Genomic DNA, 14,184 nt, shown 5'->3' on the forward strand with positions numbered 1-14,184 from the left:
CCCTTGGGGAGCACGGCGAGGTACGGGTCGTCCAGCAGGTGCAGCAGTAGTACGCCGTCACCCCCGGCCCCCTCCCCCACCACCAGCGCCAGATCGGCCCGCCCCTCCCGCACGTCCGGCAGCGGGTCCTCGGGGTCGGTGAGCTTCAGCTCGACCTGTACCCCGGGATGCTCGGCCCGCAGCCGCGCCACCGCCGGGGCGACCAGCGAGGCGCCGGCCGTCGCGAAGTACCGCACCGACAGCCGGCCCGTGCGCCCCGCCAGCAGGTCGGCAAGCGCGGTCTCCGCCTCGGCGACCTGACGGCCGATCGTGTCCGCGTACTCCGTGAGCAGCAGCCCGGCCGCCGTGGGCCGCACCCCGCGCCCGACCCGTTCGAGGAGCTCGGCCCCGGCCTCCTTCTCCAGCGCGGCGACCTGCTGGCTCACCGCGGACGGCGTGTATCCGAGCCTCGCGGCCGCGGCGGTCACCGATCCGCAGGCCACCACGGACCGCAGCACCTGCATACGCCTCACATCCAACATGCAGTACAGCTTAACGGTGTATCCACAATCCTTCACTTGTCCTCACGCTTTCGTTCGCGGACCGTGGGGGCATGCAGCCCTCCTCCACCCTCCGCATGGCCGTCCTCGCCCTCCTGTGGGGCTCGGGCTTCCTGTGGATCAAAGTCGCCCTGAACCACGGCCTGTCCCCCGCCCAGATCACCATCGCCCGCTGCGCGCTGGGCGCGGCGGTCCTGCTGCTGCTCGCCCGCTCGGCAGGTCAGCGCCTGCCGCGGTCCCGCTCGACCTGGAAGCACCTGGTCGTCGCCGCCTTCTTCTGCAACGCCCTGCCCTTCGCCCTGTTCGGCGTCGGCGAGCAGACCGTGGACTCCGGCGTCGCGGGTGCCCTGAACGCCACGACACCGCTGTGGGCGCTCCTGATCGGCCTGCTCCTCGGCACCGACCGCGCCCTGCACCCGGTACGCCTGACCGGCCTGCTCCTCGGGTTCGCCGGGACCCTGCTGATCTTCGCGCCCTGGCACCGGTCAGGACTGCTGAGCTGGGGCGCCCTGGCGCTGCTGGCCGCCGCCGTGAGCTACGCCGTGGCGTTCGCGTACATGGCCCGCAAGCTCACCGCCGGCCGGGACCCGCTCGCCGTGTCCGCTGCCCAGCTCCTCACGGCGACGGCCTGGAGCACCCTGGCCCTCCCGGCCGCGGGCCCCCTCGACACCGACCTCACCGGGCTGCTCGCGGTCACCGCGCTCGGGGTCCTCGGCACGGGCGTGACCTTCTACCTCAACTACCGGCTGATCGCGGACGAGGGTCCGACGACGGCCGCGACGGTCGGCTATCTGCTGCCCGTCGTGTCGGTCTCGCTGGGGGCGCTGATCCTGGGCGAGAACGTCGGTACCCGCGTGCTGGCCGGGATGGCGGTGGTGCTGGTGGGGGTGGCGCTGACCCGGGGGCGACGATCTCCTCGGACGGCCGCGACCGTCCCGGCGCCCAAGGCCTACGCCCCGTAGAACAGGTCGTCCACCACGGCCCGCGCCCGTCGGGCCGTACGCCGGTAGTCGTCGAGCATGTCGCCGACGTGTCCGGGGCCGTACCCCAGGTAGCGCCCCACCGCACCCAGTTCGCGCGGGTCCGAGGGGAAGGTGTCGCCGGCGCGGCCGCGTACGAGCATCACGGCGTTGCGGACGCGCGTCGCCAGCACCCAGGCCTCGTCGAGGGTGCCGGCGTCCTCGTCGGAGAGAAGGCCGGCCGTGCGGGCGGCGGCGAGAGCGGCGCGGGTGCGGGTCGTGCGCAGGCCCGCCACCTGCGCGCCGTGCCGCATCTGGACGAGCTGCACCGTCCACTCGACGTCGGAGAGGCCGCCGGGCCCGAGCTTGGTGTGCAGCTTCGGGTCGGCGCCGCGCGGCATCCGCTCGGACTCCATCCGGGCCTTCAGGCGCCGGATCTCGCGTACGGCGTCGTCGCCGAGGCCGGCCGTCGGGTACCGCAGCGGATCGATCAGCTCGATGAAGCGGGCGCTCAACTCCTCGTTCCCGGCGACGGGTTCGGCCCGCAGCAGGGCCTGCGACTCCCACCCCAGGGACCAGCGGCGGTAGTAGGCCTCGTACGAGTTCAACGTCCGTACGAGCGGCCCGGACTTGCCCTCCGGGCGCAGGTCGGCGTCGATCAGCAGGGGCGGGTCGGCGCTGGGGATCTGCAGGAGGCGGCGCATCTCGGAGACGACCTTGTTGGCCGCCTCGGAGGCCTCGCGTTCGTCGACGCCGTCGCGCGGTTCATGCACGAACAGCACGTCGGCGTCGGAGCCGTAGCCCAGTTCGTGGCCGCCGAAGCGGCCCATCCCGATGACGGCGAACCGGGTGGGCAGGGTGTCCCCCCAGCCGTCCCGGACCACCGCGCGCAGGGTGCCGGCGAGGGTGGCCGCCGTCAGGTCGGACACCGCGCCGCCGACCCGTTCCACGAGGGCGCCCTGGTCGGCCTCGACCGGCTGGGCCTCGGTGCCGTAGGAGCCGACGATGTCCGCGGCCGCCGTACGGAACAGCTCGCGTCGGCGGACACCACGCGCGGCCGTGACCGCCTGCACGGCGCCGTCCGCCCGGCCGACCGCGGCGAGTATCTCCTGTTCCAGGTGGTCCCGGCCGCGCGGCTCCAGGCCGCCTCCGTCGCCGTCCCCGAGCAGCGCGACCGCCTCGGGGGCGCGCATCAGCAGGTCGGGGGCGAGCCGGCCGGCGGACAGGACCCGGGCGAGGTTCTCGGCGGCGGCGCCCTCGTCCCGCAGCAGCCGCAGATACCAGGGCGTCTTGCCGAGCGCGTCCGACACCTTGCGGAAGTTGAGCAGGCCGGCGTCCGGGTCGGCGGAGTCGGCGAACCAGCCGAGCAGGACCGGCAGGAGCGTGCGCTGGATGGCCGCTTTGCGAGTGACCCCGGAGGCCAGCGCCTCCAGGTGCCGCAGCGCCGCCGCCGGGTCCGCGTACCCGAGCGCGACCAGCCGTTCACGGGCCGCCTCGGGGCTCAACCGGACTTCGCCGGGGGCGAGTTGGGCGACCGCGTCGAGCAGGGGGCGGTAGAAGAGCTTCTCGTGCAGCCGTCGTACGACGCTGGTGTGCCGTTTCCACTCGCGGTTCAGCTCGGCGACCGGGTCGGCGCGCAGTCCGAGCGAGCGGCCCATGCGCCGCAGGTCGGCCTCGTCCTCGGGGACGAGGTGGGTGCGGCGCAGCCGGTAGAGCTGGATGCGGTGCTCCATGGAGCGCAGGAAGCGGTAGGCGTCGTCGAGTTGGACGGCGTCGGCGCGGCCGACGTAGCCGCCGGTGGCGAGGGCCTGCAACGCGTTCAGAGTGGTTCCGCTGCGGACGGAGACGTCGGCCCGTCCGTGCACCAACTGGAGGAGCTGTACGGCGAATTCGACGTCCCGCAGGCCGCCGGGGCCGAGCTTCAGCTCGCGTTCGATCTCGGCGACGGGGATGTTCTCGACCACGCGGCGGCGCATCTTCTGCACGTCGGTGACGAAGTTGTCGCGCTCGGCGGCCTTCCAGACGAGGGGTTCGAGGGCGGCGACGTACTCCTCGCCGAGTTCGATGTCGCCGGCCACCGGGCGGGCCTTGAGCAGGGCCTGGAACTCCCAGGTCTTGGCCCAGCGCTGGTAGTAGGCGAGGTGGCTGGAGAGCGTGCGCACCAGCGGACCGTTTCTGCCCTCGGGGCGCAGGTTGGCGTCCACGGGCCAGATCGAGCCCTCGACGGTGGTCTCGGAGCAGATCCGCATCATGTGCGAGGCGAGCTTGGTGGCGGCCCTGACGGCCTTGCCCTCGTCGGCGCCCTCGACGGCCTCGCCGACGAAGATGACGTCGACGTCGGAGACGTAGTTCAGCTCGTGGCCGCCGCACTTGCCCATCGCGATGACCGCGAGCCGGCACAGCGCCGCGTCGTCGGGCGCGGCGGCGCGGGCGATGGCGACGGCGGCGCGCAGGGTCGCGGTGGCGAGATCGGCGAGCTCGGCGGCGGTCTCCGCCATGCCGGTGGTGCCGCACACGTCACGGGCGGCGATGGACAGCAGGCAGCGGCGGTAGGCGACGCGCAGGGAGACGGGGTCCGTCGCCTCGGCCAGGCCCCGCTCGAACTCCGCCACCCCGGGGTGGAGGTCGCTCGGCTCGTACATGACGAGGGCGTGCCAGTCGCTCGGGTGCCGGGCGAGGTGGTCGGCGAGCGCGGCGGAGGCGCCGAGCACGCCGAGCAGCCGGTCGCGCAGCGGCTTGGCCGCTATCACCGTGTCGAGCAGTTCACGCCGGGCGGTGGGCGCGGGCTGCGCCTCCAGCAGCCGTACGAGACCGTGCAGCGCCAGGTCCGGGTCGGCGGTCGCGCCCAGCGCCTCCAGCAGGACCGGGTCGTCCCGCACGTGCGCGAGTTCCACGCTGTCCAGGAGGCGCTCGGCGGCGGAGGGATCGGTGAAGCCGTGCCGCAGCAGCCGCGTGAAGGTACTGCTCCTGCGCCCCGGCGCCGTCATCCCGGCCTCCTGTCGGATCAAGGTCGTACGGCCACGAGCCTAACCGGAGAAGCCGAGGTAAGCGCCAGGGCGCCGAGGCGGTTTCAGCGGGTCACCGCCACCGTGGACGGGCGCGAAAGGTCGGCCAGGACCGTGTCGCCGGGCATGCGGCCCGCGACAGCGGTGCCCTCGAAGGGCGGTATCACCGCCGCGGCGGTCGGCCGCCCGGCGATCGGCCGCCCGGCGATCGGCACCGCGATCCGCAGCACGGTGCCCGGCCACACGCCACCGGCCGTGGAGGCGAACTGCACGTCGAGGCACCGCCGCCGCAGGCGGGCCGGCGTCTCCGGGACAGATGCGCCCTGCGCCACCTCCGGCAGGACCACCCGCCGGGGGACGGCGGCATCGAGTCCGTTGCACGCGCGGTCGTCGGGCGGCGGGGTGGGCTGTCCGGACCGACCCCCGTGCGGCCCGGACAGAGTGAGGCGGGTGAGGTCCCCGGGCGCGTTGTTCGTGGTGTCGATCCGGATCGTGTCCCGGCGCAGCCACTGCAACGGGTGCCCGTCGAGAGCGGCCTGCGCCCAGTTCGCGGTGTCGACCAGGAACCCGGTCCCGACCGCGGACTCCTCCGGGGGCAGCAGCCGGGGCGCCCGTCCGCGCGAGGCCCGCTCCGCCCGCGCCTCGGGCCGGTGCCGCAGCACCACGAGCAGTTTGCCGTCGGGCCGGACGAACGGGTGTGCGCGGCCGGCGGACACCGGGTAGGCCCCCGCCGGGGTGACCGTCGCGCGTGAGGCTCCGGAGCGCCGGATGCCTGCGGTGGGACCGAGCGTGAACCGCACGGTGGAGAATGCGGCGGCCTTCGCCGTGGTGGTGGCGGTGGACTTCGCCTCGCATCCGGTGGCCAGCAGTGCGGCGACCAGGGCGGCGGCGCCCGCGACCGACACCGTCGGCAGGTGCGGAGGTGGGTGGGTACGGCCGTCGTGAGGGCGTGGATGGGGTTGCATGGGTGACTCCGTCCTTCGACGGCAGCCGGAGTGGCTGCCCATCTCGACGGTGCCCCCGCCAACGGCCGTAGACCATTCGCCATTTGACGAATCTCCGGCGTCACGGTGACTCACGGGGCGTACCTTCGCAGTAAGCGAGAACCGGCCCGGGAGGCCGCCATGGGATCAGCGGGTACGACGGCAGCACGGACGCGAAGCCGTTCAGCGACCACGAGATGACGACGCTGCGTCTGATGGCTCCCCACGTGTACGCGATCTACCGCGAGGCCGCTCGCAAGCGTTACCCACCCGTGCGGCTCACCCCGCGCGAGCTGGGCGTCCTGCGCTGCGTGGCCCTCGGCCTGAGCACCCCGCGGATCGCCGAACAGCTCTCCGTGTCCGCCGGCACCGTCCGCAAGCACCTGGAGAACAGCTTCGGCAGGCTGGGCGTCTCGAGCCGCGCCGCCGCGGTTGCCCGGGTGTTCCCCGAGGCACCCTGGGAAGAGACATGTCTGGAGGGCTGATGACCGACAAGGAAACCGAGCGGGCACCCGAGGCCCGGCTCGACCCGCGTTACAGCGACGATTCCGCCGCCGCGATCCCCTGGCCGGACGCCGAGGCACTGCTCTCCGCGGCCGAGCTGTTCTGGATCTCGACGGTACGGCCGGACGGGCGGCCGCATGTGACCCCGCTGCCCGCGGTGTGGGCGCACGGCGCGCTGCACTTCTGCACCGGGCCCGACGAGCGGAAGGCGAAGAACCTCGCGCACAATCCGCACGCCGTGCTGACGACCGGTACCAACATCTGGGACAAGGGCTACGACCTGGTGGTGGAGGGCGAGGCGGTGCGGGTGTCCGACGACGGGCGGCTGCGCGAGCTCGCCGCCGCGTGGGAGACGAAGTACGGCGATTTCTGGCACTTCGAGGTAAAGGACGGTTATTTCCATCACGGTCCGGGACACGCCGTCGTCTACGCGGTGGCGCCGCGGACGGTTTTCGGCTTCGGTAAGGGGGAGCCGTTCAGCCAGACGCGATGGCGGTTCTGACGGCTCTACTGACGTCGACAAAGGAGTCACGCCGTGGACATGAGTCTCGAAGTGGTCCTGCTGCCGGTTTCCGACGTGGACCGGGCCAAGGAGTTCTACCGGGACAAGGTCGGCTTCCACGTCGACCTCGACGGCGAGGTGATGCCGGGCGTACGGATCGTGCAGCTGACCCCGCCCGGTTCCGGCTGTTCCATCGCCCTGGTCGACGGGCTGGAGGTCCCGACGGGGACACCGCAGCCGGGGACGTACCACGGAATGCAACTGTGCGTCACGGACGCCAAGGCCGCTTATGAGGAACTGACCGCACGCGGCCTCGACGTCAGCGAACCGCAGCAGTTCGCCCCGCAGGACGGCGCGACCTTCATGTACTTCCAGGACCCGGACGGCAACGGCTGGGCGATCCAGGAGTACCGGCGCCGGGCCACGGAGCCGCTGCACAAGGTGCTGGCGGACCTGGCCGGGCGGCAGCAGTAGCGGTAGCGGCAGCAGCGGCGGACGTGGATCTTGGCGTCGGCGACACGTGCGCCGCCAGGACCCGGTGGAAAACGAAACCGGACCGACGGCTCATTGCCGCCGGTCCGGCTGACCGACCAGGGCGGGAAGCCCCGCCGTTCCGCACTTGTCCAGCGCTTACAGCACCGGCAGGTTCTTCCGCAGCTCGAAGGCCGTGACCTCGCTGCGGTACTCCTCCCACTCCTGGCGCTTGTTGCGCAGGAAGAAATCGAACACGTGCTCGCCCAGCGTCTCGGCGACCAGGTCGCTCCGCTCCATCAGCGTCAGCGCCTCGCCCAGGTTCTGGGGCAGGGGCTCGATGCCCATCGCGCGGCGCTCGGCGTCGGAGAGGGCCCAGACGTCGTCCTCGGCGCCCGGGGGGAGCTCGTAGCCCTCCTCGATGCCCTTGAGGCCGGCGGCCAGGAGCATGGCGTAGGCCAGGTACGGGTTGGCGCCGGAGTCGATGGAGCGGACCTCGATGCGGGCCGAGCCGGTCTTGCCGGGCTTGTACATCGGGACGCGGACCAGGGCTGAGCGGTTGTTGTGGCCCCAGCAGATGTAGGAGGGGGCCTCGCCGCCGGCGCCCGCCGTGCGCTCCGAGCCGCCCCAGATGCGCTTGTACGAGTTCACCCACTGGTTGGTGACCGCCGCGATCTCCGCCGCGTGCTTGAGCAGGCCCGCGATGAAGGAGCGGCCGACCTTGGAGAGCTGGTACTCCGCGCCCGACTCGTAGAAGGCGTTGCGGTCGCCCTCGAAGAGCGAGAGGTGCGTGTGCATGCCGCTGCCGGGGTGCTCGGAGAACGGCTTCGGCATGAAGGTCGCCTGGACCCCCTGCTCCAGCGCCACCTGCTTCATGACCAGGCGGAACGTCATGATGTTGTCCGCCGTCGAGAGCGCGTCGGCGTAGCGGAGGTCGATCTCCTGCTGGCCCGGGGCGCCCTCGTGGTGGGAGAACTCGACCGAGATGCCCATCGACTCCAGCATGGTGATCGCCTGGCGGCGGAAGTCCATGCCGATGTTCTGCGGGGTGTGGTCGAAGTAGCCGGAGTTGTCGGCCGGGGTCGGCCGGGAGCCGTCGAGGGGCTTGTCCTTCAGCAGGAAGAACTCGATCTCCGGGTGGGTGTAGAAGGTGAAGCCCAGGTCGGAGGTCCTGGCCAGGGCCCGCTTCAGCACGTACCGCGGGTCGGCGAAGGACGGGGAGCCGTCCGGCATGAGGATGTCGCAGAACATCCGGGCGGTGCCGGGGGCCTCCGCCCGCCACGGCAGGACCTGGAAGGTCGACGGGTCCGGCTTGGCGATCATGTCTGACTCGTATACGCGGGCGAAGCCCTCGATCGCGGAGCCGTCGAAGCCGATGCCCTCGTCGAAGGCCTGTTCCAGCTCGGCCGGGGCCACGGCGACGGACTTGAGGAAGCCCAGCACGTCCGTGAACCACAGGCGTACGAACCGGATGTCACGCTCCTCCAACGTCCGGAGCACGAACTCCTGCTGCTTGTCCATCTTCCGCTTCCCCATCCTTGCTGGTCAGGCCGCCTGTCTCCCGTACCACGGGAGGCGGTCGGGCACCTGAGCATCCCACCACAACACCATTTCGTGCGCGTTGCGCACCTTGATCGTCCGGCCGACCTCGGAGTGAACGCCTCACGTAGCGCAGGTGTACTGCTCTGCCGCCCATCTTGCCTGCTCGGACCGACATCCGTAATGCCGGGAGTCCCGGAACCTCCCGGGGGCCGAGTCCCCCGGGTACCCGATCTTCCCCGGGTACCCGATCTTCGGCCATTCCTGCGCCCTCCCTACGAGAGTGCTCTCCCTCCCCATTACGATCAGCGGACCCGCCCGCCCGTCGCCCACCACCACCCTCATCGAGCGCTTCGCACGCAGCCAGATTCCATCCCTTTCCCCAGAAGGACACACCCATGGGCTCCGCCAAGAACAGCAACAGCGCCGCCCGCAAGGCGCGGATAGAGGAGATGCGGCGCGCCGAGCAGTCCCGTGAGCGCCGCAACCGGATCCTCACCATCGCCGCCAGTGTGGTGGTCGTCTCCGGTCTCGTGGTCGGCGGTGTCGTCCTGGTGAACTCGCAGTCCGACGACAGCACGGCGGCCGACGCGAAGGCCTCGGGGCACTTCGTGACCGGCTCGGACGGGGTGAAGACCTGGAAGGGCAAGCTGAGCCAGACCCACGTCACCAAGACCGTGAAGTACCCGACGGAGCCCCCGGTCGGCGGCGACCACAACCAGGTCTGGATGAACTGCAACGGCGACGTCTACACCAAGGCGCTCAACAACATGAACGCCGTGCACTCCCTGGAGCACGGCGCGGTCTGGGTGACGTACACCGGCAAGGCCTCGAAGGCGGACGTGGCGGCGCTGGCGGCGAAGGTGAAGGCGACGCCGTACACGCTGATGAGCCCGGACGAGGATCAGGCCGACCCGATCATGCTCACCGCGTGGGGGCACCAGCGCACGGTGACGAGTGCCGACGACCCGAACGTCGCCAAGTTCTTCGAGAAGTTCGTGCAGGGCGAGCAGACGCCCGAGCCGGGCGCGGCGTGCACGGGCGGTCTGTCGAAGTGAGGCTCGTCTCCGTGGCCGCCGCCGTGGCGGGAGTGCTCGTCGCGGCCGGCGCCATCACCTACGCCGTCGCCGAGGACGACGGTTCGAGCTCGGTTCCCGCCGCCGACTCCGCGGACGCGGGGTTCGCCCGGGACATGGCGGTGCACCACCAGCAGGCCGTCGAGATGTCGTACATCGTGCGCGACCGCACCGACGACGAACAGGTGCGGCGCCTCGCGTACGACATCGCGCAGACGCAGGCCAACCAGCGCGGCATGCTGCTGGGCTGGCTCGACCTGTGGGGGCTGCCGAAGGTGTCCGCGGACTCGCCGATGACCTGGATGGGCATGGGTGACATGCCCTCCGGCAAGGACGGGGCGCTGATGCCTGGCATGGCGACCAACACCGAGTTGAAGAAACTGGACTCGCTGAGCGGCAAGCAGGCCGAGGTCTTCTATCTCCAGCTGATGACGGACCATCACAAGGGCGGGATCCACATGGCCGAGGGCTGTGCGGACCGGTGCACGGTCGGCGTGGAGAAGCGGCTCGCGCAGGGGATGGTCGATGCGCAGGAGTCGGAGATCGACCTGATGACGGACCTGCTCAAGGAGCGGGGAGCCGAGCCGCGTTCGTAGGTGTCAACCCTCAAATGGCCTTGTCATTAGGTTAATTGAGCTCTTCTTGGCATCCGTATTCCCCTGACATGAACGGTTCATCGCCAGAGTGGCCACCGTCGAGTGATCCACTCGCGACGAACCGCACAGGGGGTTCCATGAGATCCAACCGCGCCAAGATGCGCGCCGGGGTGAGCATGGCAGCGACACTGCCGATGCTCGCGGGCGCGCTGGCGCTCGGCATGCCCGCGGCGCACGCCGTGGACAACCCGGGCCGGGACACACTGGCCGGGACCAGGCCCGCGTGGGCCACGGCCAAGGCCGACAAGGGCGCGACCGCCGACAGTTCCCAGGTCTCGGCCCGTGTCTACCTCGCCGGCCGGGACGCCGCCGGCCTCGCCGCGTACGCGAAGGCCGTGTCCGACCCGTCCTCCGCGGCGTACGGCAAGTACCTCAGCGCCAAGCAGGCGCAGGCCCGTTACGGCGCCACCGAGGCGCAGGTGGCGGCGGTCAGGTCCTGGCTGACGGCCGCCGGTCTGAAGGTCACGGGCGTGACGCAGCACTACGTCTCCGTCACCGGTGACGTGTCCGCCGCCGAGCAGGCCTTCGGCACCCAGCTGCACAACTACGCCAAGGGGTCCAAGACCTACCGCGCGCCCACGAAGACGGCCTCCACGCCGGACAGCCTGAACGGTGCCGTCCTGACCGTCACCGGCCTGGACAACGCACCGCACAAGGCGACCCACGACGACCAACTGCCGCCTTCGGAGGACGTGTTCAAGAACTCCGGGCCGTTCTCCTCGTACTACGGCTCGAACATCGCGACCACGCTGCCGGACGCGTACGGCACCAAGGTCCCGTACGCCGTCGAGGGCTACACCGGCAAGCAGCTGCGCGCCGCCTACGGCGCGGGCACGTACACGGGCAAGGGGGTGCGGGTCGCCATCACCGACGCGTACGCCTCGCCGACCATCGCCTACGACGCGGCCACCTACGCGAAGAAGCACGGCGACGCGGCCTACACCAGCAGCCAGCTGCGCCAGGTCCTGCCCAAGAACTACTCGAAGACCGACGAGTGCGGGGGATCCGGCTGGTACGGCGAGGAGACCCTCGACGTCGAGGCCGTGCACGCGGTCGCGCCCGCCGCGAACATCACGTACGTGGGTGCCGCCTCCTGCTACGACGACGACCTGCTCGACTCGCTCAGCAAGATCGTCGACAACCACCTGGCGGACATCGTCTCCAACTCGTGGGGCACCAGCGGGGAGGCGGCACCGGACCTCGCGGCCGCCTACGACCAGGTCTTCCAGTTCGGCGCGGTCGAGGGCATCGGCTTCTACTTCTCCTCCGGCGACGACGGCGACGAGGTCGCCAACACCGGGACGAAGACGGTCGACTCCCCGGCCAACTCGGCCTGGGTGACCGCGGTCGGCGGCACCTCGCTGGCCGTCGGCAAGGGCGACAAGTACCTGTGGGAGACCGGCTGGGGCACCGACAAGGCCCTGCTGTCGGACGACGGCAAGAGCTGGACGGACTTCCCCGGCACCTTCAACTCGGGAGCGGGCGGCGGCACCAGCAAGACGGTCGCCGAGCCCTACTACCAGCAGGGCGTCGTCCCGAAGGCGCTGGCCACGGCCAACAGCGCCGCCGGCAACCGCGTCGTCCCGGACATCTCGGCGATCGCCGACCCGAACACCGGCTTCAAGGTCGGCGAGACGCAGACCTTCCCGGACGGGACGGCGAAGTACAGCGAGTACCGCATCGGCGGCACCTCGCTGGCCTCACCGGTGATCGCGGCCGTCCAGGCCCTGGCCCAGCAGGCGCGCGGCGGCAAGGCGATCGGCTTCGCCAACCCGTCGATCTACGCCAAGTACGGCACGAAGGCCTACCACGACGTCACGGACAACCCGACCGGCTCCGGCCTGGCGGTCGCCCGCGTCGACTTCTTCAACCAGTACGACGCGACGGACGGCTTGATCACCTCCGTCCGCACCCTCGGCACGGACAGCTCGCTGCATGCCGTGAAGGGCTATGACGACGTCACCGGCGTGGGCACGCCCGCGGGCGGCTACGTCGAGTCGTACCACCGCCGCTGACGACGGCAGGGCAAGGGCACCACGGTGCGCCCGCTTCCCGACGAACCCGGTCGGAAGCGGGCGTACCCGCGTCCGGCCGGCGGAGGAGCGTGAAGCGCCCCACATCCCGCCCCACCCCATCGTGTCGCACTGACGATTACACTGGGCCCGTGCCTCAACTACGTCTCGCCCTGAACCAGATCGACTCACGCGTCGGTGACCTCGCCGGGAACACCGAGACGATCCTCCGCTGGACCCGGCACTCTGCCGAGCAGGGAGCGCACCTGGTGGCGTTCCCGGAGATGGCGCTGACCGGGTATCCCGTCGAGGACCTGGCCCTGCGCTCGTCCTTCGTGGAGGCGTCCCGCGCGGCCCTGCGCGGCCTCGCCGCCCGGCTCGCCGAGGAGGGCTTCGGCGAGCTGCCGGTGGTCGTCGGATACCTCGACCGGTCCGAGTCCGCCCAGCCGAGGTTCGGCCAGCCGGCCGGCGCGCCCCGCAACGCGGGGGCGGTGCTGCACCGCGGCGAGGTGGTCCTCACCTACGCCAAGCACCACCTGCCGAACTACGGCGTCTTCGACGAGTTCCGCTACTTCATGCCCGGCGACACCATGCCGGTCGTGCGCGTGCACGGCATCGACGTGGCCCTCGCCATCTGCGAGGACCTCTGGCAGGACGGCGGCCGTGTCCCGGCGGCGCGCTCCGCCGAGGCCGGGCTGCTGCTGTCCATCAACGCCTCGCCGTACGAGCGCGACAAGGACGACACCCGCCTGGAGCTGGTCCGCAAGCGCGCCCAGGAGGCGGGCTGCACGACCGCCTACCTCGCCATGATGGGCGGGCAGGACGAGCTGGTCTTCGACGGCGACTCGATCGTCGTCGACAAGGACGGCGAGGTCGTCGCGCGGGCACCGCAGTTCTCGGAGGGGTGCGTGGTGCTGGACCTCGACCTGCCGGCGGCGTCGGCCGACGCGCCGACGGGTGTCGTGGCCGACGGGCTGAGGATCGACCGTGTGGTGCTGTCCGAGGACCCGGTCCCGGCGTACGAGCCGGAGCTCTCCGGCGGCTACGCGGACCGTCTCGACGACGCCGAGGAGGTCTACTCGGCGCTGGTCGTGGGCCTGCGGGCGTACGTCGCGAAGAACGGCTTCACATCGGTCCTGATCGGCATGTCCGGCGGTATCGACTCGGCGCTGGTCGCGGCGATCGCGTGCGACGCGGTGGGCGCGCAGAACGTGTACGGCGTGTCGATGCCGTCGAAGTACTCCTCCGAGCACTCGAAGGGTGACGCGGCGGAGATGGCCCGGCGGACGGGGCTGAACTTCCGTACCGTGCCGATCGAGCCGATGTTCGACGCGTACATGGGCTCGCTGGGGCTGACCGGGCTGGCGGAGGAGAACCTCCAGTCGCGGCTGCGGGGCACGATGCTGATGGCGATCTCCAACCAGGAGGGTCACATCGTGCTCGCGCCCGGCAACAAGTCGGAGCTGGCGGTGGGGTACTCGACGCTGTACGGCGACTCGGTGGGCGCGTACGGGCCCATCAAGGACGTCTACAAGACGTGGATCTTCCGGCTGGCCCAGTGGCGCAACAAGGCGGCGGCCGAGCGGGGGCAGACGCCTCCGATCCCGGAGAACTCGATCACCAAGCCGCCGAGTGCGGAGCTGCGCCCGGGGCAGGTCGACACGGACTCCCTGCCGGACTATCCGGTGCTGGACGCGATCCTCGAGCTGTACGTCGACCGGGATCAGGGCGCCGACGCGATCGTCGCCGCCGGGTACGACCGGGAGCTGGTCGTGAAGACGCTGCGGATGGTCGACACGGCGGAGTACAAGCGACGGCAGTATCCGCCGGGTACGAAGATCTCGGCGAAGGGGTTCGGCAAGGACCGTCGGCTGCCGATCACCAATGGCTGGCGGGAGTCGGTGTAGTCGTCCCGCCCGCGGGGGCGGCGGGTGCGCG

The 14,184-nt window shown here is 71.2% G+C and carries 12 protein-coding genes; 8 read left to right on the forward strand and 4 right to left on the reverse strand.

The window, feature by feature from the left end; all coding sequences use genetic code 11:
* A partial coding sequence (locus tag ADK57_RS45745; protein WP_159050251.1) for a LysR family transcriptional regulator occupies positions 1 to 521 on the reverse strand: 521 nt, incomplete at its 3' end.
* Between the two features lie 71 nt (positions 522 to 592).
* On the opposite strand from ADK57_RS45745, the gene ADK57_RS45750 reads away from it, so the two are divergent.
* Positions 593 to 1,501, forward strand: coding sequence for a DMT family transporter (locus ADK57_RS45750; protein WP_053755722.1), 909 nt, complete (start codon positions 593 to 595; stop codon positions 1,499 to 1,501).
* On the opposite strand, the gene ADK57_RS45755 is transcribed toward ADK57_RS45750, so the two are convergent.
* Together ADK57_RS45755 and ADK57_RS45760 are read right to left on the reverse strand one after the other, a co-directional pair.
* Positions 1,489 to 4,485 carry a bifunctional [glutamine synthetase] adenylyltransferase/[glutamine synthetase]-adenylyl-L-tyrosine phosphorylase gene (locus ADK57_RS45755; protein WP_053755723.1) on the reverse strand — a complete coding sequence of 999 codons (2,997 nt, stop codon included), beginning with the start codon at positions 4,483 to 4,485 and terminating at the stop codon, positions 1,489 to 1,491. The two genes, ADK57_RS45750 and ADK57_RS45755, sit on opposite strands and share 13 nt — an antisense overlap.
* A gap of 83 nt (positions 4,486 to 4,568) precedes the next feature.
* Positions 4,569 to 5,468: a hypothetical protein gene (locus ADK57_RS45760; RefSeq protein WP_053755724.1), complete on the reverse strand. Its 900-nt coding sequence runs from the start codon at positions 5,466 to 5,468 to the stop codon at positions 4,569 to 4,571.
* 215 nt (positions 5,469 to 5,683) lie between these two features.
* Here ADK57_RS45760 and ADK57_RS45765 point away from each other — a divergent pair, with 215 nt between their 5' ends.
* Genes ADK57_RS45765 through ADK57_RS45775 form a run of 3 tightly spaced genes read left to right on the forward strand, consistent with a single transcriptional unit; the run spans position 5,684 to position 6,966 of the window.
* The gene (locus ADK57_RS45765) at positions 5,684 to 5,971 is read left to right on the forward strand and encodes a response regulator transcription factor (protein ID WP_234390603.1); all 288 of its coding nucleotides are present in this window, start codon (positions 5,684 to 5,686) and stop codon (positions 5,969 to 5,971) included.
* Positions 5,971 to 6,492 (forward strand): pyridoxamine 5'-phosphate oxidase family protein, encoded by a 522-nt coding sequence (locus ADK57_RS45770; RefSeq protein WP_053755725.1) that lies wholly within the window; start codon positions 5,971 to 5,973, stop codon positions 6,490 to 6,492. Before ADK57_RS45765 ends, ADK57_RS45770 begins: the two co-directional genes overlap by 1 nt.
* 33 nt (positions 6,493 to 6,525) lie before the next feature.
* A complete protein-coding gene (locus tag ADK57_RS45775) occupies positions 6,526 to 6,966 on the forward strand; it encodes a VOC family protein (protein WP_053755726.1) in 441 nt (146 codons plus the stop codon).
* Between the two features lie 156 nt (positions 6,967 to 7,122).
* On the opposite strand, the gene ADK57_RS45780 is transcribed toward ADK57_RS45775, so the two are convergent.
* Complete coding sequence (locus ADK57_RS45780; RefSeq protein WP_053755742.1) at positions 7,123 to 8,484, reverse strand: glutamine synthetase family protein; 1,362 nt, start codon at positions 8,482 to 8,484, stop codon at positions 7,123 to 7,125.
* A 416-nt stretch (positions 8,485 to 8,900) separates the two neighbouring features.
* Between ADK57_RS45780 and ADK57_RS45790 the strand changes: the two genes are divergently transcribed.
* From ADK57_RS45790 to ADK57_RS45805, 4 genes are all read left to right on the forward strand, one after another.
* The gene (locus ADK57_RS45790) at positions 8,901 to 9,560 is read left to right on the forward strand and encodes a DUF3105 domain-containing protein (protein ID WP_053755728.1); all 660 of its coding nucleotides are present in this window, start codon (positions 8,901 to 8,903) and stop codon (positions 9,558 to 9,560) included.
* Between the two features lie 11 nt (positions 9,561 to 9,571).
* On the forward strand, positions 9,572 to 10,174 hold the full coding sequence (locus tag ADK57_RS45795) for a DUF305 domain-containing protein (protein WP_199830822.1): 603 nt from the start codon (positions 9,572 to 9,574) through the stop codon (positions 10,172 to 10,174).
* A 137-nt stretch (positions 10,175 to 10,311) separates the two neighbouring features.
* Complete coding sequence (locus ADK57_RS45800) at positions 10,312 to 12,249, forward strand: S53 family peptidase (RefSeq protein ID WP_053755730.1); 1,938 nt, start codon at positions 10,312 to 10,314, stop codon at positions 12,247 to 12,249.
* A gap of 149 nt (positions 12,250 to 12,398) precedes the next feature.
* Positions 12,399 to 14,153: an NAD+ synthase gene (locus ADK57_RS45805; protein WP_053755731.1), complete on the forward strand. Its 1,755-nt coding sequence runs from the start codon at positions 12,399 to 12,401 to the stop codon at positions 14,151 to 14,153.
* The last annotated feature ends 31 nt before the right edge of the window (positions 14,154 to 14,184 follow it).

It is taken from the genome of Streptomyces sp. MMG1533, assembly GCF_001279775.1.
GTDB lineage: Bacteria > Actinomycetota > Actinomycetes > Streptomycetales > Streptomycetaceae > Streptomyces.

Coding starts and splice junctions, on each gene's coding strand:
- ADK57_RS45765 (WP_234390603.1), top strand. CDS start 5,684: ATGACGACGCTGCGTCTGATGGCTCCCCACGTGTACGCGATCTACCGC.
- ADK57_RS45800 (WP_053755730.1), top strand. CDS start 10,312: ATGAGATCCAACCGCGCCAAGATGCGCGCCGGGGTGAGCATGGCAGCG.
- ADK57_RS45790 (WP_053755728.1), top strand. CDS start 8,901: ATGGGCTCCGCCAAGAACAGCAACAGCGCCGCCCGCAAGGCGCGGATA.
- ADK57_RS45780 (WP_053755742.1), bottom strand. CDS start 8,484: ATGGACAAGCAGCAGGAGTTCGTGCTCCGGACGTTGGAGGAGCGTGAC.
- ADK57_RS45755 (WP_053755723.1), bottom strand. CDS start 4,485: ATGACGGCGCCGGGGCGCAGGAGCAGTACCTTCACGCGGCTGCTGCGG.
- ADK57_RS45760 (WP_053755724.1), bottom strand. CDS start 5,468: ATGCAACCCCATCCACGCCCTCACGACGGCCGTACCCACCCACCTCCG.
- ADK57_RS45770 (WP_053755725.1), top strand. CDS start 5,971: ATGACCGACAAGGAAACCGAGCGGGCACCCGAGGCCCGGCTCGACCCG.
- ADK57_RS45750 (WP_053755722.1), top strand. CDS start 593: ATGCAGCCCTCCTCCACCCTCCGCATGGCCGTCCTCGCCCTCCTGTGG.